This window comes from Pseudoalteromonas sp. B160 (genome assembly GCF_037162485.1).
Classification (GTDB): domain Bacteria; phylum Pseudomonadota; class Gammaproteobacteria; order Enterobacterales; family Alteromonadaceae; genus Pseudoalteromonas; species Pseudoalteromonas rhizosphaerae.
In genome coordinates this window covers 3,216,783-3,243,763 of record NZ_JARLUX010000001.1, presented here as the reverse complement: position 1 = coordinate 3,243,763, position 26,981 = coordinate 3,216,783, and the positions used below count along the sequence as shown (strand labels likewise).

General features: G+C 40.1%; 23 protein-coding genes, 1 tRNA gene and 1 pseudogene. 12 read left to right on the top strand and 13 right to left on the bottom strand.

Going from position 1 to position 26,981, the window contains the following annotated elements; all coding sequences use genetic code 11:
* The 3 genes from nusA to P4S61_RS15250 all read right to left on the bottom strand — a co-directional run bounded on the left by nusA (position 1) and on the right by P4S61_RS15250 (position 2,390).
* Positions 1-1,500 (bottom strand): transcription termination factor NusA, encoded by a 1,500-nt coding sequence (gene nusA, locus P4S61_RS15260; protein ID WP_145240434.1) that lies wholly within the window; start codon positions 1,498-1,500, stop codon positions 1-3.
* A gap of 38 nt (positions 1,501-1,538) precedes the next feature.
* A complete protein-coding gene (rimP, locus tag P4S61_RS15255; RefSeq protein WP_145240432.1) occupies positions 1,539-1,994 on the bottom strand; it encodes a ribosome maturation factor RimP in 456 nt (151 codons plus the stop codon).
* A 319-nt stretch (positions 1,995-2,313) separates the two neighbouring features.
* Positions 2,314-2,390: transfer RNA gene (locus P4S61_RS15250), tRNA-Met, on the bottom strand.
* A 336-nt stretch (positions 2,391-2,726) separates the two neighbouring features.
* On the opposite strand from P4S61_RS15250, the gene P4S61_RS15245 reads away from it, so the two are divergent.
* The gene (locus tag P4S61_RS15245; RefSeq protein ID WP_337118579.1) at positions 2,727-3,191 is read left to right on the top strand and encodes a globin; all 465 of its coding nucleotides are present in this window, start codon (positions 2,727-2,729) and stop codon (positions 3,189-3,191) included.
* A 17-nt stretch (positions 3,192-3,208) separates the two neighbouring features.
* Here the strand turns inward: P4S61_RS15245 and P4S61_RS15240 are convergent, their stop codons facing one another.
* On the bottom strand, positions 3,209-3,937 hold the full coding sequence (locus P4S61_RS15240; protein WP_337118578.1) for a hypothetical protein: 729 nt from the start codon (positions 3,935-3,937) through the stop codon (positions 3,209-3,211).
* 193 nt (positions 3,938-4,130) lie between these two features.
* On the opposite strand from P4S61_RS15240, the pseudogene P4S61_RS15235 reads away from it, so the two are divergent.
* The 4 genes and pseudogenes from P4S61_RS15235 (at position 4,131) to P4S61_RS15220 (ending at position 8,540) form a co-directional block, all read left to right on the top strand.
* A pseudogene (locus tag P4S61_RS15235) lies at positions 4,131-5,682 on the top strand (cryptochrome/photolyase family protein).
* 115 nt (positions 5,683-5,797) lie between these two features.
* Complete coding sequence (locus tag P4S61_RS15230; protein ID WP_145240424.1) at positions 5,798-6,811, top strand: phospholipase; 1,014 nt, start codon at positions 5,798-5,800, stop codon at positions 6,809-6,811.
* A gap of 56 nt (positions 6,812-6,867) precedes the next feature.
* Complete coding sequence (locus P4S61_RS15225; RefSeq protein WP_259399571.1) at positions 6,868-8,001, top strand: peptidyl-prolyl cis-trans isomerase; 1,134 nt, start codon at positions 6,868-6,870, stop codon at positions 7,999-8,001.
* Positions 7,998-8,540, top strand: coding sequence for a hypothetical protein (locus P4S61_RS15220; RefSeq protein ID WP_145240420.1), 543 nt, complete (start codon positions 7,998-8,000; stop codon positions 8,538-8,540). Before P4S61_RS15225 ends, P4S61_RS15220 begins: the two co-directional genes overlap by 4 nt.
* Positions 8,541-8,681: 141 nt before the next feature.
* On the opposite strand, the gene P4S61_RS15215 is transcribed toward P4S61_RS15220, so the two are convergent.
* Positions 8,682-9,128 carry an Hsp20 family protein gene (locus P4S61_RS15215; protein ID WP_145240418.1) on the bottom strand — a complete coding sequence of 149 codons (447 nt, stop codon included), beginning with the start codon at positions 9,126-9,128 and terminating at the stop codon, positions 8,682-8,684.
* Positions 9,129-9,414: 286 nt separating this feature from the next.
* Here P4S61_RS15215 and P4S61_RS15210 point away from each other — a divergent pair, with 286 nt between their 5' ends.
* The 4 genes from P4S61_RS15210 to P4S61_RS15195 all read left to right on the top strand — a co-directional run bounded on the left by P4S61_RS15210 (position 9,415) and on the right by P4S61_RS15195 (position 14,515).
* Positions 9,415-9,912: a TlpA family protein disulfide reductase gene (locus P4S61_RS15210; RefSeq protein WP_145240416.1), complete on the top strand. Its 498-nt coding sequence runs from the start codon at positions 9,415-9,417 to the stop codon at positions 9,910-9,912.
* A 113-nt stretch (positions 9,913-10,025) separates the two neighbouring features.
* Positions 10,026-12,104 carry a TonB-dependent receptor plug domain-containing protein gene (locus tag P4S61_RS15205; RefSeq protein ID WP_337118577.1) on the top strand — a complete coding sequence of 693 codons (2,079 nt, stop codon included), beginning with the start codon at positions 10,026-10,028 and terminating at the stop codon, positions 12,102-12,104.
* 139 nt (positions 12,105-12,243) lie between these two features.
* Positions 12,244-12,507: a GrxA family glutaredoxin gene (locus P4S61_RS15200; protein ID WP_145240412.1), complete on the top strand. Its 264-nt coding sequence runs from the start codon at positions 12,244-12,246 to the stop codon at positions 12,505-12,507.
* Positions 12,508-12,667: 160 nt separating this feature from the next.
* A complete protein-coding gene (locus tag P4S61_RS15195; RefSeq protein ID WP_145240410.1) occupies positions 12,668-14,515 on the top strand; it encodes a DEAD/DEAH box helicase in 1,848 nt (615 codons plus the stop codon).
* Positions 14,516-14,674: 159 nt separating this feature from the next.
* Here the strand turns inward: P4S61_RS15195 and P4S61_RS15190 are convergent, their stop codons facing one another.
* The 5 genes from P4S61_RS15190 to P4S61_RS15170 form a co-directional block, all read right to left on the bottom strand.
* The gene (locus P4S61_RS15190; protein WP_337118576.1) at positions 14,675-15,988 is read right to left on the bottom strand and encodes an ABC1 kinase family protein; all 1,314 of its coding nucleotides are present in this window, start codon (positions 15,986-15,988) and stop codon (positions 14,675-14,677) included.
* Positions 15,989-16,141: 153 nt separating this feature from the next.
* Positions 16,142-17,701: an AbgT family transporter gene (locus P4S61_RS15185; RefSeq protein WP_337118575.1), complete on the bottom strand. Its 1,560-nt coding sequence runs from the start codon at positions 17,699-17,701 to the stop codon at positions 16,142-16,144.
* 161 nt (positions 17,702-17,862) lie between these two features.
* Positions 17,863-18,138: a YfcL family protein gene (locus P4S61_RS15180; protein ID WP_145240403.1), complete on the bottom strand. Its 276-nt coding sequence runs from the start codon at positions 18,136-18,138 to the stop codon at positions 17,863-17,865.
* Between the two features lie 36 nt (positions 18,139-18,174).
* Positions 18,175-19,290 carry an ATP-NAD kinase family protein gene (locus tag P4S61_RS15175; RefSeq protein WP_149983017.1) on the bottom strand — a complete coding sequence of 372 codons (1,116 nt, stop codon included), beginning with the start codon at positions 19,288-19,290 and terminating at the stop codon, positions 18,175-18,177.
* A complete protein-coding gene (locus P4S61_RS15170) occupies positions 19,280-19,834 on the bottom strand; it encodes an elongation factor P hydroxylase (RefSeq protein WP_145240399.1) in 555 nt (184 codons plus the stop codon). The genes P4S61_RS15175 and P4S61_RS15170 overlap by 11 nt, the downstream gene beginning before the upstream one ends.
* Before the next feature lie 365 nt (positions 19,835-20,199).
* Between P4S61_RS15170 and P4S61_RS15165 the strand changes: the two genes are divergently transcribed.
* Positions 20,200-20,799, top strand: coding sequence for a 2'-5' RNA ligase family protein (locus P4S61_RS15165; RefSeq protein WP_261375610.1), 600 nt, complete (start codon positions 20,200-20,202; stop codon positions 20,797-20,799).
* Positions 20,800-20,812: 13 nt separating this feature from the next.
* Here the strand turns inward: P4S61_RS15165 and P4S61_RS15160 are convergent, their stop codons facing one another.
* Both P4S61_RS15160 and P4S61_RS15155 read right to left on the bottom strand, forming a co-directional pair.
* Entirely contained in the window at positions 20,813-21,166 is a 354-nt protein-coding gene (locus P4S61_RS15160) for a DUF4112 domain-containing protein (protein WP_145240395.1), read from the bottom strand.
* Between the two features lie 34 nt (positions 21,167-21,200).
* Positions 21,201-21,851, bottom strand: a complete 651-nt coding sequence (locus P4S61_RS15155; RefSeq protein WP_145240393.1) for a glutathione S-transferase family protein — start codon at positions 21,849-21,851, stop codon at positions 21,201-21,203.
* A gap of 109 nt (positions 21,852-21,960) precedes the next feature.
* Between P4S61_RS15155 and P4S61_RS15150 the strand changes: the two genes are divergently transcribed.
* Positions 21,961-22,806: a LysR family transcriptional regulator gene (locus P4S61_RS15150; RefSeq protein WP_145240391.1), complete on the top strand. Its 846-nt coding sequence runs from the start codon at positions 21,961-21,963 to the stop codon at positions 22,804-22,806.
* A 17-nt stretch (positions 22,807-22,823) separates the two neighbouring features.
* Here P4S61_RS15150 and P4S61_RS15145 read toward each other — a convergent pair whose 3' ends face one another.
* On the bottom strand, positions 22,824-24,824 hold the full coding sequence (locus P4S61_RS15145) for a winged helix-turn-helix domain-containing protein (RefSeq protein ID WP_145240389.1): 2,001 nt from the start codon (positions 24,822-24,824) through the stop codon (positions 22,824-22,826).
* Between the two features lie 128 nt (positions 24,825-24,952).
* On the opposite strand from P4S61_RS15145, the gene P4S61_RS15140 reads away from it, so the two are divergent.
* Complete coding sequence (locus P4S61_RS15140; protein WP_182758343.1) at positions 24,953-26,962, top strand: fused MFS/spermidine synthase; 2,010 nt, start codon at positions 24,953-24,955, stop codon at positions 26,960-26,962.
* The last annotated feature ends 19 nt before the right edge of the window (positions 26,963-26,981 follow it).

The following is a 26,981-nucleotide window of genomic DNA, read 5'->3' as shown; positions in this document are numbered from 1 at the left end:
TTACTCGTCTGCGAACCAACAAATGTTGCGCGCAGCCATAATTAGCTCACCCGCTTTCTCTGGAGAAAGCTCTGTAATATCGACTAATTCATCAATACCTTGCTCTGCTAAGTCTTCTAGCGTAACAACCCCTTTGCTTGCCATAACAAACGCAAGGTGACGCTCTAACCCTTCTAGTGCTAATAAGTCTTCAGCAGGCTCTGCACCATCAAGGCTTTCTTCTGTTTTAAGTGCTTTAGTCGTTAATGCATCTTTTGCACGTGAGCGTAACAAATCAACAGTATCTTCATCTAAGCCATCAATTTCTAAAAACTCAGACGCAGGTACATAGGCAACTTCTTCAAGGGTTGAGAAACCTTCGTTGATAAGTAATGTTGCAAAGTCTTCATCGATGTCTAAGTTTTCAGTGAATAAGTTGATTAACTTATCAGATTCCGCTTCGTTCTTAGCGCGCATTTCTTCAACTGTCATTACGTTTAGTTCCCAACCAGTTAACTGGCTAGCAAGACGTACGTTTTGACCATTACGACCAATTGCTTGTGCTAGGTTATCAGCTTCAACAGCGATATCCATTGAATGGGTGTCTTCATCCATTACAATTGAAGCAACTTCAGCAGGTGACATTGCATTAATAACGAACTGGGCTGGGTTGTCATCGTAAAGTACGATATCAACACGCTCACCACCAAGTTCAGTCGATACTGCTTGTACACGTGCGCCACGCATACCAACACACGCACCAATCGGATCGATACGTTTATCGTTAGATTTAACGGCGATTTTAGCACGTGAACCTGGATCACGTGCCGCTGCACGTAGTTCAATCATCTCTTCGCCAATTTCTGGCACCTCAATGCGGAATAATTCCATCAGCATTTCTGGCTTAGAGCGTGTTACAAATAACTGTGCACCACGAGCATCAGGTTTTACTTCATAAAGTAAACCACGGATGCGATCGCCTGGACGGAAGTTTTCACGTGGTAACATGTCATCACGGTAAATAACCGCTTCAGCATTGTTACCTAAATCTAATACGATTGCGTCACGCGTTGCTTTTTTCACAACACCTGTTACTAACTCGCCTTGTTGATCTTTATAAGCTTCTACAACAAGTGCGCGCTCAGCTTCACGTACTTTTTGTACGATTACTTGTTTCGCCATTTGTGTAGTAATACGGTCAAATTTAATTGACTCGATTTGCTCTTCGATGAAATCACCAATCTTAAGATCTGGGTCATCAACCTGAGCCGCTTCTAACGTGATTTCGCTGTAAGGGTTTTCCAGTGAGCCATCTTCAAGTACTGCAGCAATCTGCCAACGACGGTAAGTGTCGTAGTCACCTGTTTTACGGTCAATTGCAACGCGTACTTCAATTTCACCAGTATGTTTTTTCTTAGTCGCAGTCGCTAATGCGAACTCTAACGCTTCGAAAATCTTTTCTTTTGGAACCGCTTTCTCATTGGAAACGGCTTCAGCAACCAATAATATCTCTTTTGCCATGGGTTATGCCTCGCTTGCCCTATTCCTTCGCACTCGGATTAAAACTTTGCGATGATGTTCGCACGTTCAATGTTGCTGAGCATAATTAACTGCTCAGTACCGTCATATGAAAGTGTGATCATATCACTGCTAACTGCTATTAGATCGCCTTTAAAATTACGGCGACCATCTTGTGGAAGCTTAGTACGCACGCGTACTTCCTCTCCTTGTGCCTTCTCGTAGTGATCTTGTTTGAATAATAGACGATCAACACCAGGAGACGATACTTCCAAATCATATTCATTTGTAATCGGGTCTTCGACATCTAAAATTGCGCTTATTTGACGACTTGCATCAGCACAATTATCAACCGAGATCCCCGCTTCGTGATCGATATAGACCCTAAGCGTAGAATGGCGACCCGCTTGCACAAACTCTAGACCATGTAATTCAAAGCCTAACATTTCAACTGACGGTGAAAGCATGGTTAATAAATCTTGCTCAAGTTTTGTCACGAAAATTCTCCATACAAACAAAAAAAGGGCTTATAGCCCTAAAATACTTAGCTTTTACCTTGATTTAAAATCAAGAGGTGCAGATACAACAACGCCCCGAACCAAGCGGGGCGTCACACCTAAAGCATAAAACTGTGTGGCCATGGGCCAAGCTTGGTTGCGGATAGCTAACACCATCTAAATTAAACCCAAAGGCTTAAACGCAAAACGCGCATTACATAGAATGCGCGACTTCAAATCAGTAACTAAAATCGCTACTCAAAAGCATGGCTTCAAGAATTTAGAAATATTAATTAAACTAATAATTTATCTAAAAACTTGGTTGCGGGAGCCGGATTTGAACCGACGACCTTCGGGTTATGAGCCCGACGAGCTACCAGGCTGCTCCATCCCGCGCCAACTGGTATCAAAATACCTGATACCTGCCTAGCAGCTAATTAAGTGAGCTAGACAATGGCGGCTATTATAAAGAGGCTTGGCGTAATTAGCAACCAAAAACTGGTAAAGAATGACTAGACTATAAAGTACAAAATTATAGGTCAGAAGAATTCGCTATAACGGAACACCAAGTGCGATTTTTAAAAACCAACATAAAGGCCCTAGCCTTATTGGCATTAATAAAGCACGCTATTGCGCAATTTCCATCGATTTACTCACTCTTTCCTACACAGCGTCTATACTAAGTTTTTAATGGCAATCTGCATATTTAAGGCTATTTAGAGAGGGCTTATTATGAGTATTTCTGCTCATCATCAAAAAATGTTATTACGAAGTATCGCAATAATAAAACCCAACTTTCACTGTTTTACTGTTACCTTTCATATGCAATTAAAACGTCATGCATTGACAATGCAATGGCCTAGCAGTGATGAAATAAGTGAAAAAAGTTATTTGTTGTATTGCTCATTGGAACGCACTATTACCCACTTAGATCGCTTATTGTCTGTATTACCTTTTATTCATTATCATGCCAACAACCTAAGTAAATCTGGCCTCACTTGTCTGGATGTTGATTTATTATGTGATGCTTTTATAGCTGCGCTAAAAATTCATTTGGGCCGAGAATTTACGCTAAACCTAGAACAAGCGTGGCGTTATGCACTCATGATGTTTAACAGCATAGTGAAAAGCTATTTATTTAATACCAGTAATATTGTTGCAATTAACAAGTCCGTGCAGCAGCAAGTGAATTCATAGCAAATAACCTACATGCATTATTCTATACTGGCTAACTCTTGTAGAAGACGATCTATTTGGTGCTGTTCAACATCGATTAAAGTTGCATATTTTGATGTTAACGCACTCATTTTTCTAGATAAGGAGTTATCAAAAGTCGCATCAGTTAAGTTATTCGGTTGCTCTTTAGCCTGAGCTTCGAGGGCTGCTATTTGGCGATCCATTTGAGCTTGGTAAGTATCTATTTTTGATTGTCGCTGTTCAACATCTCGTTTGATTTCTTGTGACCGAATGAACGAATCAATACCTTTGCTCTGGGTTGATTGTTGGTCAATTTCAGACGTGTTTTTCGACGCAGGCAAAGCGTGTTTTTCTTTTAAGAGTCGATCAATATCCCGCTGTTCACGTGCAATTAAAACGTTATAGCGCTCTGAAATACTGGTCATTTGATTAGCTATTGCAGTTTCTTTTTTTGCACCAGATAAATTATTTAACTGCGCATCTGATTGCTCACCTAAGGCGGCAATTTGCTGATTCATTTTCTCGCTTAAGCTATCAATTTTATCTTGATGCTGTTGAATATCAGCATCAATTTGCCGAGTCCGAATATAACTATCAACGCCCGAGGTATCAATATTTTCATTAGCAACAATCTGACTAGATAAGCTTGGGTTTTGCTCTTTTACAGAGATTAGTTTCGCATCATCACCACATGGAAATTGACTAAATTCCACGACGCCTTTTTTCACACTGATAGACTGTGGCATGCAAAGAACTAACATGGCAAAGTGCAATGAGACAAGGTAAAACAATTTTAAATTTGCAAATAGCATACTGATATTGATTCATAAGGCGACACTCCTTTGTTTACGTATTAATACCTATACCACGACTATCAGTATTAATAAATGCGATCTAATCGACAATTTAATTCGTATAAAACAATTTTGAGCAAAATTAATGATCTATAAAACTCTGAGATTTATTTTTGGCGACCAACTTAATGCCAATCACAGTTGGTATAAAGAAGAGGATCAAACACAATACCTTTATGTCATTGCTGAATTAAAACAAGAAACAGATTATGTAAAACACCATATACAAAAGGTAGCGGCGTTTTTTGCGGCAATGGAGAACTTTGCGACTGCGCTCAAACAAGCACAATTAAATGTGCTTCATTTAACACTCGATGATACCCACGATGACGCATGCATTACCTCATTACTAACACGCTTGGCGAAGCAATATCAGTGTCAACAAATCCAATATCAGTATCCTGATGAGTATAGATTAAAAACTCAACTGCAAGAGTTTGCAAACAGCAGTGACTTTAATGTTAGTGCCACAGACAGCGAACATTTTTTATTACCTTTTGCTGATATCAGCGACCATTTTAAAAAAGATAAGCATGTGAAAATGGAATTTTTTATCGCATGATGCGCAAGCGCTTTGACATATTGATGCAAGATAATGCTCCACTAGGCGGGCAATGGAACTTTGACCAAGACAATCGTAACAAATTAAAAAAAACTGATTTAGCTGCTATCCCTGAACCAAAAATATTTACCAATAATATTGAAGCTATTTTACAGCGCATAAAAAAACACCAGGTAAATACCCTTGGCCATTGTTCAGCAACTTTATTATGGCCAACCAGTCGTGCTCAAGCAAAACAATTACTCGATTACTTTTGCACTCATCTACTCCCCTGTTTCGGAAAATTTCAAGACGCGATGACCTGTCAGAGCTCATACAAATGGAGCTTGTATCATAGTCGTATCGCGTTTGCACTTAATACAAAAATGCTGCACCCAATGCAAGTTATTAAGCAAGTACTGGCTGAGTTTGCGGCACGCCAAGAACAGATCACGCTTGCCCAAGTTGAGGGGTTTATTAGGCAAATTTTAGGTTGGCGAGAATATGTAAGAGGTATTTATTGGCAAAATATGCCTGATTACGCGAGTAAAAATGAACTTGAGGCTGCTCGTCTGTTACCAGATTATTTTGGAGTGGCAAAACAAAAATGAACTGTATGAAACAGGCAATCACGCAGAGCTTAGAGACCGCCTACGCGCATCATATTCAACGCTTAATGATCACCGGAAACTTTTGCTTATTAACCGGTATTGATCCAAATGAAGTTGATAGCTGGTATTTGGGCATTTACATCGATGCCATTGAATGGGTAGAAATGCCTAACACCCGTGGTATGAGTCAATTTGCAGATGGCGGCCTAATCGCTACAAAACCGTATGCCGCAAGCGGTAACTACATAAACAAAATGAGTGATTACTGCACCAGCTGCCACTATAACGTAAAACAAAAAAGTGACGACACGGCTTGCCCTTTTAATAGTTTATATTGGCAATTTATGCACACCCATGAAGCCCGCTTAGCTCGTAACCCACGTATTGGCATGGTCTATAAAAATTGGCAAAAACAAGATACATCACAACAGCACGCTATTTTAGAGCGAGCGCAATGGTGCCTAAATAATATAGAAAAACTCTAACAGAAGTATCATATTAGGTAATATTGTTAATTAAATGTTTAATTAATTTGTAATTATAGTGTAATCACCCTACTTTCTAATATTAGAAATTACTCCACAACACTATGAGAACACGATGAAAAAACAGTTTTTAACGGCATTATTACTGATCAGTACAAGCCAAGCACAGGCATTTAGCCAAGAAACACATAAACGTATCGTCATCGATGCAGTGAACTACATGCAGCAGCACCCAAGCAGCACACAGTTTTCGGCATTAAGCCAATACGCTCAACAAAATAATATGACGGTAACCCAGTTAGCCGAAGTACTAGGCCAAGCAGCCTATGATGTGGATGACTTTGAAGACACCTTCTTTTGTGGTGCTGTAACGGGGTCATGTGTTCAAGCACCAATATGGGGAGCAGCAGAGAGTATTGTTAAATATACCAGCTATTGGCATTTCCAAAACCATACCCAAGGGGCTGATCAACACGGTAACGACTTTGGTGGCTACAATTACCAAAAACTGACGGTATGGGGCACCGTTGATAACTTGGCTTCAAGTTGGTTAAAAGGTGACTACCTTGATGACGGTCAAGGCGGTGAAACAGGCTGGTTTAATGCCGATTCATCAAAGTACAACAGCTATGGTATTACTGAAGCTAATTACCGAATTGACAGCCAATCAAATTACAACATGTACGATGACTTTGAAGAAATGCCTTTTCAGCCAATTGATAATTTAGGTCAATACTGGTATCAAAGCTATTTGCAAAGTGGCAACCCACAAGTGTTAGGTTTTGTTTTCCATACAACTGATTTACTACAACCACACCATACTTGGACCACATCTGATCTCAATCATTCAAGCTGGGAAAGCTGGGTAAAAGACTACTATGATCAGGAACAACTCAATGACTCTGCCCTTATTACACAAGCCATGCAAACATTTTCAGCACTGGATATAAACAGTCAAGACGTACGCCCTTTACTGACACAAGGTGGCGCTTTTTCTTATGCTCAAGGCGGTATTGTGCTTAATTCACAAGACCATTACGACCGCTTAAATACGGCAAAACAAGTGATCCCACATGCGATTGCCATGGTTGTGCACCTACTTAATCATGCCATGGTCGTGCGCCAATGAAAGCGCTGAGCAGTTGTATTTTGTTATTATTAGGACTGCTTTATAGCAGCCTAACAATGGCATCATTTAACCAATATAACGATGCTGAAGTGCGTTTAATGCAGCAAGTTTATCAACAACACAATGCCAACATTAGTCGCAAAGACGTTCGTAAACATATGTTTGAAAATCAATTTTTATTATATCAAGCAGAACAACATATGCCTGAGCTGCTTGAACGTCAATCTGCGGTAGGCTTTAGCACGCAGTACCATGTTGAGCGCTATTTGATGAACATATTTGACACGCAACTAAATTTATCAACATCCTATGTTAAAGGAGGTAATCTCACACAATATAATGCCCAGTGGCTGCTCAAAGTATTGCCTAGCTACCCTGCTGATGGCCAATACAACGCTGAACAAATCAATAAAATGCAGCGCACCGAGCTCAGAGGGCTCTTTACAACCGCCGTCAATCTTTATGAGTTTATAGCCCCTTTATCTATGCAAGTACGCTTTCGACTGCACCAAGGTGAAAGTGACTTATTCAAAACTGAAGTAATAAAAAAGCAACTATTTGAGGCGTTGCTTTTAAAAGCAACGCCATTACTTTTAAAGCAAGGGATCAGTATCGCGCACCTAGAAGAACTAGCAAAAGGCGATATTTTAAGGCCTTCGATTCAAAGTTGGCTAGGTATTAAAGACATGATGCACGTTCAAAGCCCAATACTAGACAGTCTTGAACAACAAATATCCGATAAAGAAATAAAATATTATTATCAGGCAAATAAAGCGCGCTTTAAATACCTTAGTGAAGTGACAGCTTACGGCGCTGCGTTTACTGAGCGAGACCAAGCGGTTCGCTTTAGAAGTACAGTACAAGCAAGCTCTTTTACAGATGCATTATATATATCACAGCAAAACGACATTTATGCTAAGTATCACAATAAACTAACTCGCAAAAATAAAAGTAATTGGGCTGTGCAACTGGCTTATACGCTAAAAGCAGAAGAATTATCTGCGGTGATGCGCTCACCTGAAGGTCTATGGGTCGTCATAATTAGTGATAACCATCAGTATAACTACTTTAGCGCTACTGACGAAACTGTTCGCTATCAAGCTAAAAAAGCCATCGCAATACAAAAAGCGCAGCAACGCTATCAGCAAAATTGGCTGGCTTGGCAACAACAAAATGCTGTAAAACTATGAATAAAAAAGCTATCTACATAATTACAGGCGTCGCTTGTTTAGGTTTTTTAGTAATAAATTTAACAACAGAGCGAAAACGCGAAATAGCTCCCATCCGCGCTGCTGATGATTTAACGCCAGTAACGCCCGCGCCACAAATAAATAATGCGTCGGCACCGACAGCTATTAATCCAGATATGACTGCTGAAGCGGCGATTGATAGTCACACCTCATTAAAAAATACTGATGCCAGTCAACAACTGCCGCCCATTACTACACCGAGTTACTTGCCTGTCATCGCAAAAAATCCAATCAGTGCGAGTCAGTTTCAAGGCGACTTAACCGATCATCAAGCTTACCTCGATTTTCATAAACAGCAGCAAACTCAGCTTGAGCAACGCTTTGTAATAGCTGCTCAACAAAAAATAACTAACCTTGAAAGCTTGCTCGAAAAAGGCCGTCAAAAAGGCCTCCCTCAACGGCAGCTGCAAGTTGCTATTGATAAAATTGCTGCCTTAAAAGACATGCAAGCCAAATTAAAAAGTAAAGATACTAACTGAACACAGCATCATTAATCATCTGCGATTAATGGTGCGCTAAGCGGAACCGATGTTTGAGCAAAGCTAAAAAAAGCCGCCTCAACTGAGGCGGCTACTAAAAATAACAAGTAAATTAGGGGAAAAACACTGTCAAAGGGATGGTTATTTACCTTCTAGCAAGTTACCACTGCCAATTTCAATTTTACGTGGTTTAAGTGCTTCAGGGATCTCGCGTTGCAAGTCGATACTAAGTAGCCCATTGGCTAAATCAGCGCCGAGTACTTTAACGTGGTCACCTAGCTGGAATTTGCGTTCAAAGTTGCGCTCAGCAATGCCTTGATGAATAAATTTGCGCTCTGCGCTGTCATCTTTATTGGCTTTAATGCCAGCAACTTTTAAGGTGTTATTTTCTGACTCTATCGTCAGCTCATTATCACTAAAACCGGCAACAGCCATAGTAATGCGATATTTGTCTTTATCGAGTGCTTCGATGTTATACGGAGGAAAACTTGGCTGCTTGTCAGTGCGAGCGGCCGCATCCATTAAAGATGCTAAATGATCGAAGCCAATGAATGAACGATAAAGTGGTGATAAATCTACTGTACGCATAATAATATCCTCATATTTAAGCGATATTTTGCATGTGCTTTTCGGTTGAACAAGCGCAAGCAAAGTTTAATTAATAATATAAATTTCAATTACTTCTGTTTAGTTAGGACCCATCAGGCGTCCTCATTAAACTATATATGGACGGCGAAATTGTTTTCAAGATTATTTTTGAAAAAAGTTTTATTTTTTTCAAAATCTCTTTTTGCCTACTCAATAAAGTGAGGACTCAAAGTTTGCTTTTCAAGTCTTTAAATAGTAATAAGGGGAATTAGCTTTAGAGGTCAATATGAAAAAAGTAACGAGTTTGCTGCTCAATATAATTATGTTAGTTGTGGTGTTTTTTGTAGTGACTACATATCAGCAACGCAATTTACTCAGCTCAGATAGCAGCCCTGCTCCATATTTTAATTTACCTGTGCTCAATGACAGCGAACAACGTATTGATATTGCGATGCTTAAAGGTAACACCACCGTGGTTTATTTTTTTGCGCCATGGTGCACAATCTGTCGTTACAGTATGCCAAACCTAGAAGCGGCATTGGTTGATTCTAATATCAACGCCATTGGCATTGCACTTGATTATAAAAATGAACAAGCAGTTGCGCAGTTTGTTAGTGAACTTAAACTCACAATGCCCATTTTACTAGGCGATAAAAATACCCAGAGTAATTATAAAATCAGCGCCTTTCCTACTTACTATGTAATTGATCAACAACTGCGAATAACCGCACGCTCAATGGGCTATTCAAGCCAATTAGGTATTACTATCAGAGCTCAAAACTAAATGTAACAGCTTGTAACACCTCCCTACATTTTCGTACAGTTTACTACGTATTTTTATATATTTTCTCATTACTATAGGTCGCAGTCACACTTACTCATAACCATGGAAGAATCATGTTAGCCACCTGCTTGCCATCACTTTACCGTTTAACGCCACTGGCGTTGTGTTTGCCATTTTTAACGCACGCCAACGTTGATGCTAATGAAGAAATAATAGAGCGTCTTGAAACCGTTTATAAACGCAGTAGCATTACCAGTGAAATAACCGAAAATACTGAAAAACTGATCACTATGCCCGGTGCTATGGGCGATCCATTGCGGGCAGTATTTGCATTGCCAGGCGTTGTCGCCGCTGGCGGCTCAATGAGTGAACCGGCGGTACGTGGCTCATCGCCCGATGATAATTTGTTTGAAGTGGATTTTATGCCTGCAGGCTATATTTTTCATGATTTCGGCAGTTCTATTTTCAACAAGTACATTATTCAAGATTTTCAACTTTACTCAGCCGGCTATGGCACCAGTTACAGCAACGCCACCGGTGCCGTATTTGACGTAACACTGCGTAACCCTAAATATCAACCGATTACTACCACGCTTGATCTTACAATGTTTAATGCCGGTGTCTTTGTTGAAGGGCAACTCACGCAGAACACCGCGTTTTATTTATCAGCACGTAAAAGTACATTACCACTGTTCTTCTCTAAAGGTGAAGAGCTTGAAAACGACGATGGTGAACTCAGTGGTATCACCATCAATGACCCCCCAGATGATCATGATTACCAAGGCAAATGGATCTGGGATATAAACAATCAAAACGCCCTAACAGTGTCATTTACAGGCGCAAAAGACTCGGTTGCAGCAGGCTTTAATCAACGCGCTGAACTTTCACTAAAAAATCCTGAGTATCAAGGCGATGCTGATTTTATTCGTGAATTTACCAGCCAAAGTATTTTATGGGATCACTTTAATAAAGACTTTCATTTACGCTTAGGCGTTGGTTCGCTCGAACATTCTGGCCGATTGGAATACGCTAAACGTGCCACGCTAAGTGATGGCTATTTTGATGAAGAACAACAAAAGCAAATCACTTATAAAGGACGATTAAATTGGCGTGTTACTAAAGCCCAGCAACTGGTGTTTGATGCCGCCTATTTTGATAACGACAGTACTTACAGTTACGATAGTTTTCAATATCTTTGTACCGAGCTCGATCCTGATTGCGATCTAAACAAAGGTGAGCGAATAACGGGCAAAGACAAGCTAGCCCTTGATAAGTACTTTGTTGGTGTGAGCCATGTTTGGGTTATTAACGAACAATGGCAAAGCGAAGTCGGCGTGCAATATCAAAGCAATGATTACACTGATGAAGATTTTGTGATGCCGCGTCTTGCGCTTAGCTATTTTATTAATGATCACAATAGCATCAATGCTAAATACGGGCATTATAATCGCATGCAAGATATTGACACTCTATTGCCTGAACACGGCAACCCGAATTTACGTTCGCAAACCTCAAAACACAGCAGTTTAGGTTTTGCACAAGAACTTGCCGATGAATGGACATGGTCTATTGAAGGGTATTACAAAACCATGGACGATTTACCGTTGGCATTAAACAATTATTCCGATGCAGCAATTCGTTACAGTAATGATGTAACTGGGCGAGCTTACGGTGTTGATCTATTAATAAACAAAAATAAAACTGATAAATGGTATGGCTGGCTTGCAGTTAGTTATGCCAAAAGTGAACGTATTGACCAACGCCAAAATATCACTCGGGATTATTACGCTGATACCCCTTTAGTTGTCAACATGGTGTTTAATTACCAAATCAGTGAAAAATGGCAAGGCGGCTTTAACTTTACTGCCCGCAGCGGCCAAGCTTACACCCCGATTGTTGGCGTCACAGAAAATTCCGAATTCGAAGGACGTTTTTTACCACAATATGGTGATCCATTTTCTGAGCGTTTCGATGTTTATCATCGGCTTGATCTTCGTTTTGAACGTCAAACCGACTTTTGGGGCTTAGACGGGGTGTTAATTTTAGAATTAATGAACGCCTACGGCCAAGCAAACACCAGTAGCATTGATTTAGATTATCAGAAAGTAACCTCGACTAATGATTTAATTATCAAAGAAAACGAGGATGATTTTGAAATGCGCCCTTCAATTGGCTTTAGTGTTAAGTTTTAATTAGTCACCCCACATACACCTTTAATACTGATTAAAGGTGTATGTAATCATTAAAATAGAATTCATCAATCGTTTTTTTACGCTGTTTATTTTTTCTCAATTAGTTAAGATGAATGTAAATAAAATCGAGGAGAGCGATATGTTAACTGTAATTTTTGGCCGTGAAGGCTGCCCTTATTGTGTGCGTGCTAAAGATGTTGCTGCAAAACTAGCAAATGAACGTGATGATTTTAAATACCGTTATGTTGATATTATTAAAGAAGGCGTGAGTAAAGCCGATTTAGAACAATCAGCAGGTAAGCCTTGCCCAACCGTGCCACAAATCTTTATTGACCAAGCACACATCGGTGGTTTCACTGAGTTTGAAGCTTACGCTAAAGAAAATCTTGGACTTTATCAATAAGTTCTGTATAAAATTTGTTAATCAATTTGATTTACCCACAATCAAATTGATTAAATTATGACCAACATCAACTACATACAAATTAGTTTCAATTTATACAAGCATTTGCCTCGTAAATCCTATACAATGCGCGCCTCTTTAAATTCGTTGAGGCGTATTAATGTCAGAACCAGTCACGTTTGAATCTCTAAATCTTTCTCCTGCAATTTTGAAGGCAGTTGAAGAGTTGGGTTACAAGACACCATCTGAAATCCAAGCTCAATGTATACCGTTATTGCTAGAAAGAAAGGACGTACTGGGACTAGCTCAAACGGGTACAGGTAAAACCGCAGCATTTGCACTGCCATTACTTAATAATATTGACCCGTCTGTGAAGCAGCCGCAGATCCTTGTACTCACACCAACCCGTGAGCTTGCGATCCAAGTAGCTGAGGCATTCGAACAATATGCTAAACATGTTCGTGGTATTGAAGTATTGGCACTTTATGGTGGCCAGAGCTACAGTATCCAATTAAGTGCACTTCGTCGTGGCGCGCAAGTTATTGTCGCTACTCCAGGTCGCTTAATCGATCATATTAACCGTGGCACTATCAAGTTTGACAGCTTACAAGCTCTTGTACTTGATGAAGCCGATGAAATGTTACGTATGGGCTTTATCGATGATGTTGAAAACATCATGGAAAAAACGCCGCGCGAAAAGCAAACATGTCTTTTCTCTGCGACCATGCCTAAGCAAATTCAAAACATCAGCAGCAAATATATGAATAACCCTGAACAGGTTCATATATCTGCGCGTAACTCAACGGTATCATCTGTTGAGCAAGTGTTTTGGAATGCCAGCGTACACAAGAATAAAGCGATTGTTCGCTTTTTAGAAGCTGAACAATATGAAGGCGCGATTGTTTTCGTACGTACACGTAACGATACAGTACAACTTGCTGAGTTATTAGAGCGCGAAGGTTTCTCTGCAGCTCCACTTAACGGTGACATGAACCAGCAAGCACGTGAACGCACAGTAGAACGCTTAAAAAGTGGCATGCTAAACGTTGTTATCGCAACAGACGTTGCAGCACGTGGTCTAGATGTTGACCGTTTAAGCCTTGTTATCAACTACGATATCCCACAAGATTCTGAAGCTTATGTTCACCGTATTGGCCGTACAGGTCGTGCTGGTCGTACTGGTAAAGCGATTCTTTTCGTAAAACATAACGAACGTTATTTACTTAAAAATATCATTCGTCATACGAATTCAGATATTGTGCAAGTTGAACTACCAACTGCAAAAGTTGTTGAAGAAAAACGTATCGAAGCGTTACAAGCTAAATTAGCTATTGCGCTTGAAAATAAAGATATTACTTTCTTTAATGAAGTAGCAGCTAATATGGCGCAAAAGCTTGAACTTGCTCCTGAAGACCTAGCAGGTGCGTTACTGTGTTTAGCACAGCAACAATCACCAATTAAGGTTGAAGAAGTTAAGATCCAACAACGTGAGCGTAGCGAACGTAATGACCGTAACCCACGTGAGCGTAATGATCGTGGTGACCGTGGTCGTCGTAACGAACGCAGCGAACGCCCTGCACGTGACCGTGATGCTAAACCACGTGAACGTAATAGCCGTGATGCAGGCCCTATGGATACTTACCGTATCGAAGTAGGTCGTGAACATGGTGTTCAAGTTAAGAACATTGTTGGCGCTATCGCTAACGAAGCTGACATCTCAAGCAAGTTTATTGGTGATATTCGTTTACACGACAATCACAGTACGGTTCAATTACCGCAAAACATGCCTAAAGATGTACTTGATCATTTCCAAAAAGTGTTTATTTGTAAACGTCCAATGGGCTTAACATTAACACAAGATCAAGGTCCTGCTGAACCACGTGCTGAACGCTCTGAGCGTCCATCAGGTGACAAAAAACGCAGCTTTAACAAAGATGACAGTGCACGCGGTGATAAGCGTAGCGGTCCTCGTAAAGAACGTCGCCCAGTAAGCTTCACAGCTAAATAAGCAACGACTCTTTAATAAAAAAACCTTGCCACGAAAGTGACAAGGTTTTTTTGTGTTTGGAATAAAGTAAATCTTCGTGAGGGGAAGATTTTGTGAAGTCACAATAGTCGTTGATAGCAATTGCATTGAATGAATGAGTATTTGAATTCGCTAAAATAATCATGTTTTTAATAAAATTGGCATAAATAACGCTCTAACATCTATTTTTGCTTCTAAGCGAGCCGCAATCAAATATAAACCAGCAAGTTTACGGTGAATAAATAATGCATCCACTGGTGGTGTATGCCATTGCTGTGCTTGTGCACTAAGTTGCAACCCAGCATCTTTAATATTTGATGCCAGTTGGCTATTTTTAAAATCAAAATCACCATCGTGACGCAGTGGCTCACACGCCATTAAAAATAGCTCTATGACATTATCTTTATAACTGTCACGCAATGTATCTTTAAAATAACCAATCTGAGTGGCCGCATTTAATACCCCATCACGATTATTCTCACTGCCTGCTTTAAATAAAGCTAGATAAGCTTGGCTCAACTGAGGCGAAATCTCGCGGGTTGCCCCAAAATCAAATAAAACGATTTTTTGTGTGGCTGGTTGATAATGAAAATTAGCAAAGTTTGGATCTGTTTGTATCAGTCTAAATTCAAACATTTCTTTAAAAAATAACGCAATAAGTTGCTGTGCCACAAAGCTTTGCTCTGCTTTGGGTAGATCGGTAATTCCCTCTATAGGCTGAGCCTCAATATACTGCATCGTTAATATTTGTTTAGTACTGTGCTCTTTATAGACGTTAGGAACAATAAAGTGTCGGTTATTTGCCAATGCATTTTTATAACGTAATAAATACTGCGCTTCACGATGATAATCAGCTTCCGCTAATAATTGTATTTTAGCCTCTGCGACGAGTGGCTTAATATCAAGATCTTTAGGTAATAAACGAGACAATGTAAGCAGCGATATAACATTATCAACATCACTGACCACACTTTTTGCGATCCCCAGGTATTGAATTTTTACAGCTAATTGCTCGCCGTTTTCATGGTAGGCCAAATGCACTTGACCAATAGAAGCGGCAGCAAATGGCCTAAGCTCAATATGTGAAAAGCGCGATAACCAGTCATCTCCCCACTGCTCTTTTAATACAGTAATGAGTTGTTTGTGTGGCATGGGGTTAGCGTCTGATCGAAGTAATGCAAGTAATTCAGCAAGCTCTGGACTGAGTAGATCCCCAGCATCCATTGACAGTAGCTGTCCTAATTTCATTGCCGCACCGCGTAAGTGTGATAGTTCTGTCGCTAGGTTTTTTATGTTTTTAGGTTGCAGTAATAAGCTTTTATTATCCCAACCCTTTCCTGAAAGAGTACTTTTGGCTCCCTCAAATAACATATTACTCGCGACACTGGTTGCTAATGAGCCTAACTTTGCAAAGCGTGAAAATCGAGATGTAGGAACAGCGCGTTCATTGGCCATACTAAAACCTAGTTAACGAATATATTTACCGGTTTATACGTACCAAGCTGGGTATACGATCGAATTGACAACTGGCTGGATAAAACTAACCACAAAAAAACCTCGCCATTATAATGACGAGGTTTTTACACATAAATATTTAGCCGTGTTTTATTAAGGCGCGCCTGCTGGGTACACGTAACTTGCGTCTAATCCAAGCGGGATACCCAGTGCCCAGTAACCGAGTAAAAATAAGCTCCAGCCAATCATAAAAGCGATTGAATATGGCAGCATCATCGCGATAAGCGTGCCAATGCCCGTGCCTTTGACGTATTTTTGGCAGTACACCACAACTAATGGGAAATACGGCATTAAAGGAGTGATGATGTTTGAACTAGAATCGCCCACGCGATAAGCCGCTTGAGTTAAATCTGGCGAGATACCTAACTGCATTAACATAGGCACAAACACCGTGCCCAGTAGCGCCCACTTTGCTGAACTTGAGCCAACAAACAAGTTTACAAAACCAGTTAAAAAGATGATACCGACAACAGTCACCGCACTTGGTAACTCCATGGCTTTTAACAGCTGCGCGCCTTCAATTGCCAGCAGAGCTCCCAAGTTTGATTTACTAAATGCAGCAATAAACAAGGCACAAAAGAACGCCATTACAATATAATACGCCATGCCGCCCATTGCTTTACTCATGGCATCTATCATATCTTTAGAGCTTTTAAAGGTGCCAACGGTAAAACCATACACTGCACCAGGTATCCAAAACAGTAGGAAAATTAGCGGTACGATAGATTGCATTAAAGGCGAGCGAAAATTAGTTAAAGAGCCATCTTCGCTTCGCATTGCAGAGTCCGCAGGGGCTGACACATAGGCTAATAAAGCAAGACCTGCAATCATCACTGTACTTGCAATAAAAAACGCGCGTTTTTCGTCGCTACGGGCATCTTCAAATGCAGGTAAGTCTTCTTTATTACCATCTAATTCGGTATTTTTTAAACGTGGTTCAATAATTTTATCGGTGATGTACCAGCCTAATAAAATAATGAATAAACTTGAAGCCGAGGTAAACGCCCAGTTATTTAATGGGTTAATCGACATCGCGGGGTTAATAATTTGCGCCGCACTTTGGGTAAAGCTTTGCAGTAGTGGATCAATCCCCGACGGAATAAAGTTTGCACCAAAGCCACCACTGACTCCCGCAAATGCCGCCGCAATACCCGCCAATGGATGGCGCCCTGCTGCATAAAATATAACACCAGCTAACGGAATGACTAACACATAACCTGCATCGGTTGCTGTATGGCTGACGATGGCGACTAAAATAATTGACGGTGTTAAAAGTTTTTTAGGTGTCACCTTTAACATTAACTTAAGGCCAGTATTAATAAAGCCAGAATGTTCAGCAACCCCTACACCCAGCATGGCCACTAACACCACACCTAACGGTGCAAAACCGGTAAAAGTTTTTACCATTGATGATAAAAAGGTCGCTAACGAATCACTCGCCAGCATATTATTAATAATAATAGCTTCACCGGTACGAGGGTCGATAGCGTCAAAAGTAACACCTGAGAACCACCACGACAGTAGCCAAATTAGTAACATGGCAAACAAAAAGATGATTGCCGGATCAGGCAGTTTATTTCCTACCCGCTCAACAAAATTTAAAAATCGCGCAACTATGCCCGAGGGCATTGCCGCATCATTATTATTATTCATTTCACTTGTTCCCTAGAATTTAATCAGTGGTACTTTAGCGTATCTAGGGAATGAGGTAAATTTTAAGTGAACAGAAAATACATTTTTAGGAACTAAATAGTCTCAATGCACAAAAAAACGGCATTGTTGCCGTTTTTTTAAATAACTTTTTATTTAGTCTTTTAAGCGAGTGCTTTTACTTCTTCCCATAATCTTACTACTAGGGCTTTATCTTCTTCGTTAAGCTCACCATTGCGATACGCTTTCACTAAACTTTTTTCAACGGTTTCATTGAGCTCATCTATTTCAAGATTAAGCTCTTCAACTTGCGCATAGCCTACTGCTAAATCAAAATGGCCTCGTAAATAACCACCGGCAAATAACTCATCATCAGTGGCTTTGATCACTAAGTCATCAAAATACTGTTGGGCTGCGTCAATATAATTTACTAAACTCACTTCTACTTCTCCTGATTTTGCAGGGTCTTCTACCAATCAATCTTGATGGCCTACTGCATACATAATATGGTCGTTAAATCCGCAGGTTACACGAATATAACCGCTTAATTCATCATCCAGCTCACTATCGCCTGTATCGCAAATGAGCGGGCGGCCGTTTAAAGCCTGTAATTTAGTTTTGGTAGCCACCACAATAATATTATCCAGCCCTATCGCGCGAATAAGTGCTGGGCTTAACTGTTGATTGCCACGGCCAAAAATATGGCCTTGGCCACCAATTAGCGTGATCACTAATTTAGTGTCGCGCTGATGGGTCATCGCTAATAATTGTTCAGCTGTAAGATCTTGCGCAATTAAGCTTTGATCTGCAACTAAATCAACACCTAATAAGGTATTTTCAAGTCCCATTTCTTGCATAATAGCTGCAACTGTTGAGCCACTGCCCATTACATATAACGTATCTTCATCCATTTCACTGACGACATAGGCGGCGATATCAGCAAGTACCAGCTCGTCGGTTTCTTTACCGCCATTTTTTACGGCTTGTACATAACGTACTTCACTGGGTACTTGCATTTCACCATAACGTTTTGCTTTAACTGTGCCTTGACGAAACGCATCTTCGTCAATATCCATCACATCGGCATCGCCTAAGGTAACTAGTTCACCTTTGACCAGCATTTCGACTACCCGCCCTGCGGCCTTTGGCGTGATTGCATAAACCCCTGAATGAATTTTACAGCCGGCAGGAATGCCAAGTGCCGGTACGCTATCTTCAACCGCATGACAAATATTGCGCGCAGTGCCATCGCCACCAGCAAATAAAATTAAATCAACACCTAGCTGTTGCAATACCTTGGCTGCACGCTCAGTATCATCTGCACTACTGGGGTGCTCGCTTTGATACACAACTTCGGTATTAAAACCAAGATCTGTAGCGGTGCTTTCACCCATTGAGTGATTAACAGTATAAATTGTTATTTTATCTTGATAAGGCAATAACACCTCAAGCGCTGCTTTAGTGCGTAAATTAGCTTTTGGCTCAGCGCCAAGCGCCAGAGCTTTTGCCGCAACACCATCACTACCTTTGAGCGCCACACTGCCACCTAAACCAGCAACTGGGTTTACAATTAGTCCTAACTTAAACTGCATTACTTAACTCCTGAGGATGTTGCCATACAAACAGCCCGGCATTCAATGGCCATGGCGTATTGTAAAATTCGCTTAATGCTTTTAAAAGTGCAGTAGTCCGAGGATTAAAGCCTATTTTTAGTAACTGTAAAAGTTGCTTGTGTACTCGCGCCTGAAAATCAAACCGACAGGTTTGCTCACCATTTAAATTATCAACCGAAACATTAAACTCAAAACCTGTAGCAACACTCAACGCCCACTCGATTGCTTGCGGTTTTACTTCAACGGCTTCAAATTCTGCTTGCTGGGCTTTATCACGGCCATCGGGGCAATACCAATAACCGTAGTCTTCGAGTAAACGACGTTTATCACCCGCCACCAGCCAATGGGCTATTTCGTGCAGTGCACTGGCATAAAAACCATGGGCAAACACAATTTGATGATACGGCGTTTTAACATCAGCGGGAATATAAATAGGCTCATGCTCACCTTTGACCAAGCGTGTATTATGGCTGTGGTAAAAAGTGCGTTCAAAAATAGATGTTAAATCGGCTATTTGATGCATAAAAGTCTGATTAATTCGCCTCGGTAAAATGCAACAAATGCACATTAAAATCGAGGCGAATTGTACGGGCTTTTAGCAAGAATGTAAAAGTTGATAACGACTAAGCAGCCATGCGTTATTGTCTTGCCTTTACTTTGCAAATTTAGCTAAGCCAAAAATATGTATTCGCTGCAATCTAGCTCCTTTTATTTACTGTTCAAGTAATAACCCTTATCCTCTTTACACTTACTATCCGAATTTAAGAATAAAATTATAAACCCATGTTCAAATTACTTTTTATAAAACGACCGAAGCTTTTAGTTGTTACTTTAATTACACTGATAATTATCCCCCTGCCCTCATTTGCAAAAAGTGTCAGCATCAATGTGTTTGCAATCCCTTCCAAGTCAATCATTAACTTAGTTGAGCAAACTAGTGATGCATTAAAAAAAGAAGGGATCATGAGTTTTTATGAAAAAGGTAAGCCAGTGCACGCTACTTTGTATTTAACTGACTTTGTTGAAGGCTCAGAAGAAGACATTAAACGTGCTGTAAAAAGTATCATCGAGCAACATCAAGAGTTTGCTATAACAGCGCAAGGTTTTAGTGTTACGCAAAGTAATTGGGCATTTATTAACTTACAGTATTCGCCTAAGCTGCAAAGGCTATCGGACGAAGTAACACTGGCTCTTGAGCCATTACGTGACACAAACGCAGTCATACCTAGCTGGGTTAAAAGTTACCCCAACAAATTAACGGCCTTTGAGCGCTATGGTAGCCCCAATGTATTTCAAAACTTTCAGCCACATTTAACATTACTTGCGAACGAAAAAAGCCCTAAACTCGGTATTTTAAATAAACAAATGCAAGCCCACCCGCCTAAAGCGCAGGGTAAAATAATCGGCATTGGGATTGGCATTTCAGACCCGTTTGGTCAACAAAAACAAGTGATTGCTGAATACTTTTTTAATAACGATAAAAACTAACTTATTTTTATCGTTATTGTTTTACTAAGTAGCGTTTCAGGAGACGGGTATTGCGGGTATTTGCTTTAAAGTAAGCGTCAAAAATATCACCGACAAGCGGAATTAGGCCACCAAAAAAATCAATCAACATATTTATTACGATACGTAATTTTATACGCTTACTAACTCCTAGACGCTGGGCTTCAAATAGAATATAGCTAGATAAAATTAGCCCAGCTAGATCTCCAATACCAGGCAGAATACCGATCAGTGCCTCTACGCCAAACTTAAACCGAGTAAAAGGAATGCCAATACTGCTGTCGGTAAAGCGACTAAACCTTTCTAGCCGCTTTAATGTATCTTGGTGTGATAGCTTAATCTGTTCCATACATCCTCATAACCTTAGCGCTTGGCAAGTTACTTTAAGTAACATCAACCCCTGCTTCATCGCAAGCAACAATATCTGTTTCTTTTAGCGCTTCGGTGATCCACTGTTGTAATGTAGGGCAACTTAAAACATGCTGACAATAATGCTCCGCCAAAGCTGAAAGTGAAATTTGGTAGGTTTTTAACCTAAGTACTACAGGCGCATACATAGCATCTGCGATACTAAACTCACCAAACAACCACGCATTTGGGTAACTACGTTGTTGCTGGCTGAATATTTCATCAATGCGGCTAATGTCTTTTTTAGCCGCCGCAGATAACTCAATTAGGCGAGTTGCACGAATATTCATTGGCATTTCATTACGCAGCGCCATAAAGCCGGTATGCATTTCAGCGCTTAAACTGCGGGCTGTCGCTCGCTGCGCAGTATCAATAGGCCAAGCTGTATTAGATAAATAAGCATCATTGATGTATTCACAAATTGCCAATGAATCCCATACCTGCAAGTCGCCATCGACTAAGGCGGGTACTTTCTGTACTGCAAAACTGTTTTTAAGCGTTTCATAAAACTCAGGGGTGTCTAATACGAGTTGTTTCTCAGTAAAAATAACATTGAATTTACTCATTAAATACCATGCTCTAAGCGACCATGTCGAATAGTTTTTATTACCGATAAATAATTGCATTTGCGTTCCTTAGTAGTGTTTAATATCCCTAATATAGAGCAGTAGTAAATTAATTACTTACCAATAGTTTTTATACAATACATAAGTAAAATTGATAGATGAGTTAAATATGGATTTAGACGCCCTACGTACTTTTTGCGCTTTTGTTGAAACGGGCAGCTTTACTCGCGCTGCTCAACAAGTATGCCGCACCCAATCGGCAGTGAGCATGCAAATGAAAAAGCTCGAACAAGAGCTGGGTAATCCATTATTTATCAAACAAGGCAGGCAGCTTGTACTATCGTCAAGTGGCGTTCACTTAGCCAGCTACGCAAAACAATTATTAGCACTGCATGATGAAGCCTATAAACAACTTAAAACCGGTGGTGGGCAAACTCGCGTGCGCTTAGCATGTCCTGACGATTATGCAGGCACAGTATTACCTAAAGTTGTGGCTTTATTACATAAACATATACCGCAACTTGATTTACAAATCAGTTGCGCGCCGACCAACCAGCTTAAAACACAGCTAGATCAAGGCTTGCTAGACATGGTGATTGCGACGCGCTCGCCCAGCTCTGAAGAAGGTTATTTTTTAGAATCAAGCAAAGGTGTGTGGGTTAAAAGTGCCGAATTTAACTATCAATCCGCTATGACCCTGCCAGTTGCAATATTTCAACGAGATTGTAAATTTCATCAAGCGGCTATTGAAGGGTTACTAAAGGCTGAACGCCCATTTAACATTGTTGCTTGCTGCGGCTCGCTCAGTGCGCTCACAGCATTAGTAAAAGCCAATCTAGCCGTTGGTGTGATGGCTGAGGTAAGTAACACTCAGGAGCTGGTGACGGTTACTGACTCAACTCTGCCGCCCTTGCCCGTTATTGATATCGTACTATTACACGCAAACCACGCTCATAACCCGATAAAACGAGAGTTAGTAAAGCTAATAGCAGCAGATTATGCACTTACCTTGTGAATCTTGGGTTTTAAAGACTATCGCAGCCTTACTAAGGTGCGTTTTCGCTTTGGCTCAGTAAGATATAAAAGTTGCGTATTATCGTGTGAAGCATTAATTAACATATTACCTTTCTCGTTCGCGATATGGCGTATTTCTGAGTGAGCGCTTTGTAAATCAAGCATATTAAGCTCATAACCATCTTCTTGCTCTAAGGTAATACTCAACGTTTGCTCATCGACCGCCAGACCAATAATATCACTATCATCTGCGTGCCATACTTGAGCAAAATTGCCATCTTGATCGAGTCGAAATACCTGTTTGTTATTTGAAAAATAAATCTGATCGTGTTTGTCTAAAGCCATTGCATAACAAGCCAGCCGCTCTCCTTGGCCAGTGAATGGCGATAAACTTAATGTTTGCATGTCTAATTTTGCTGGGTGAAATGTAACGCCATCGTCAGCGCGATATGAAACCAAGATCGCATCTTCATTATAAAACTTCTCTCTGAGATAAAACGAATGATGATGGTGGGCTATTTCTTGATAATCGCCACTTTTTAAATCAATTCGAAACAGTTTATCTTTGCTTGCGGTGATCACTTCTTCGCCATTTTTTGACCAAACAACCCCAAACAGTTCTTCATTATTAGGGTTTGCAAAAATCAGCGTTTGTTTACCTTGCTCATATAAAAATAGCTGTTTTAAACCAAAACGATGGGATTCAAAGACAAACTTAGTTGAATCAGGTGAGAATACCGGCAAAAAATCAACCGACGAGGTATCGACGAGCTTTTCATACTGCTGAGGTGTTGCACTAGTTGCACGCAAAATATCAACATCAATATTTACAAGCTCCATCAATATCTCCTCACCAGATGGCGTGAATGCAGCATCTCGAATAACTTGATAATTATTAAATTCGATATCAGTTGAGTTGCCCTGACGATCAATAAGTAATAGATTATTTGTGTTGCTTATCAGCAAGTATTCACCACTTGGGTGCCAACTAAGCCCCTGAATACCATCTTCAATAACGGCAATTGTTTTACTACTATTATCCGTTAAATTCAGTATTTCAATACGGTAGTTATTTTGTCCTGCTTCATAACCAAGCGCTAGTTGCGTTTGATCTGGCGACAACGCATGTAACTTTAACCAGTCTTGACCCATTGAGGCTTTGATTACCTGTTTTTGTTTAGTTTCTATATTGACGGTCGAAAGCTGCGTATCATTTTTATGTTTTCGTCGCTCAATAAAATAAACCTGATTGTTATTAGTCCATTGTAATTGCTGGCTGGTAACTAAATATTCTTTAAATTCCAGTACGTTGGCGTAATTTAAACTCGTTAGAGTTACCATGTCTAAATTAAAATACGCTAATTGGCTAACATCATTTTGTTTTTCTATAAAAGCCAATGCGCGATTATCCGGACTCCAGCCTAGACTATAGTAGGTCGATGGGTGCTGGGATAATTGTACCTCTTTACCTGTCATTAATTCTTTTAGCCAGATATGCTGATTATCATTGTCACCGCGAACAAATGCTAAATAATTGCCGTTATTAGATTGCGATTGAGAGGATTCATTGGCTTCATTTGATGTTACAGGCACCAACGCAGAGAAATCAGTTTTAACAACCTGCGTTGCAAATGCGAACCAACCACCAACCAAACATACAATTGTCACGGCGATAAAAGCCAACAACGGCCACTTTACACAGTGAGAACGTGTTTGTTCGTTAAGCTCAAGGCAATAACCCCGTTTCGGGTGGGTAATGATGAATTGTGGATTTTTAGAATCTTCATTTAATGCTTTCCTCAGCAGTGCAATATTGCGTTGCACATTACTTGGGCTAAACACTGAATTAGGCCACACAGCTGCAAAAATTTCTTCCTGGCTAACCACATTGCCCCTATGAGAGTACAAAAATTGGAGCACATCCATAACCTTAGGTTCGACAATTTGTACGCCTTCAGCTGAGGAAATTTTACCACGGCTAACATCGACGTCAAAATTCCCGATTCGAAACCTACCCACTTACAACTCCAATAAATTCATACAAATCATAGATTAAGATTTTCTTAAGATAAACTCAAGGGTTATTACATTGCCGCATTAATTAGTTCAGTTAATGGTTAGGCACCATTTACTAAGTAATAAAAAAGATGCAACGGATATTATCGACATTCATTATTTTTGTGAGCGCGTTTCTACTCTTTCAAATTCAACCTATCTTATCTAAAGAGCTACTACCCGAGTTTGGCGGTGGCGCTTCGGTTTGGTCAACCAGCCTATTTTTTTATCAAAGCATGCTGTTACTCGGCTATTTATATGCTCATTTGTTAAGCCGTTATCAGCTCAAACGACAATTATTTATACACACATTGTTAGTGGCTTTATCGAGCATCATTACTTTTAACACAATTGAAGTCAGTCTATTTTTATCACTAACACCAGCGTGGTCAGTGATTGCTAAATTGTTTTTACAGGTTGGCTTAGTCTTTATGTTACTAAGTGCCACCAGCGTACTATTGCAGCGCTGGTATATTGAATCGACCGCTATGACTGTACCTTATCAATGGTATTCGCTTTCGAATCTGGGTTCACTACTTGCTTTGCTGAGTTACCCATTTATTTTTGAAGTTTTATTTTCAATCGATGAGCAAAAGAGCTATTGGACAGTGGGGTTATTTGCATACTGCATACTGTTATTGTGCCTAATTTATGTATTATTTAGTAATGGCAGTATCGCTGATAAAGCTATTACTAAGTCAAAAACGACTTTGCTCGTCAAACCTAATTGGCTGTGGATTGCGTTCTCAGCAACCAGTTCAATGATGTTGATCGCGACAACTCAGATGATCAGCATCAACATCCCGCCTATGCCTCTGATATGGGCTTTACCATTGGTAATATATTTGCTGACCTTCAGTTATGCGTTTGCATCCGCAAAAAGCTATAATCGCGCCCATTGGACGTACTTATTAATATTTAGCGCATTCGCAGGGCTGATGATGTTTTTCCTTGGCAGCCAATTTAATGCTTTAGCTCAACTGGTGATCTACAGCTTTATTTTATTCATTGTTTGTATGATCTGTCATGGTGAACTTCGAAAACTCGCGCCAGATGGCTCACTGCTTACTGTATTTTATTTATATATCGCTTTAGGAGGAGTGATCGGCAGTTTACTCAGTGCCTTAGTCGCACCGCTACTGTTTGAACAAATAACAGAATTCATTGTGGCGTTAGCTGTAGCGCTTTCATTATTTATATACACGCTACTCACCCAGACGACGAAAACGTCCTCTTGCTATAAAATAGCTTTACTGGCTACGCTGGTTATTTGGGGCACAGGATATAGCTATCTTTTTGTTAATTTTAATCAATACAACTTAGCGTCTGAGAGAAATTTTTACGGTTATGTCACTGTCAAAGACATTACAACGTCTGATCTTGCTGAACGACGCCTAATCGATGGCACAACGATTCATGGCTCACAGCCACTTAATAAACAAACTGAACTCACAAACAGCTATTACCATCACCATACTGGTATCGCTAAATCATTGTCAGCATTAAAAAAGCAACAAGATTTAAATATAGGTATTATTGGTTTAGGTGCTGGAGTTTTAGCAAAGTTTGGCGATAAGTTCGATAAAATCCGCTTTTATGAACTTAACCCTGCGGTTTATAACATGGCCATGAATTATTTTTCATATTTAACAGATAGCCCTGCACGCATTGATGTGGCTATTGGCGATGGCAGAATCACCTTAACTGAAGAGCAAAAAAATAATGCACCGTTAATGAATGCGTTAATTATTGATGCTTTTTCAAGTGATGTTATTCCTACCCATTTACTGACTGAGGAAGCTTTTCAGTTATATTGGCAGCGACTAACAAAAGGCGGCTTATTAATTATCCATATATCCAATAATCATATTGATTTGATGCCAGTGCTCCAAGCTCACAGTAAGCGCTTCGATAAATCTCTGATCAAATTTAACTATAGCGGTACGCAGTTAGGCTCACAATGGGTCGTAATGACGAATAACCAAGCATTTTTAAATTCGATAGCCATGACAGACTTATCACCGATAACACCTTATTCAACAGTACATTTGGCGCAATGGACAGATCAAAAACACAGCCTGATCCCGCTCCTGAAACTTTGATGTCTATCTTAAAATAACC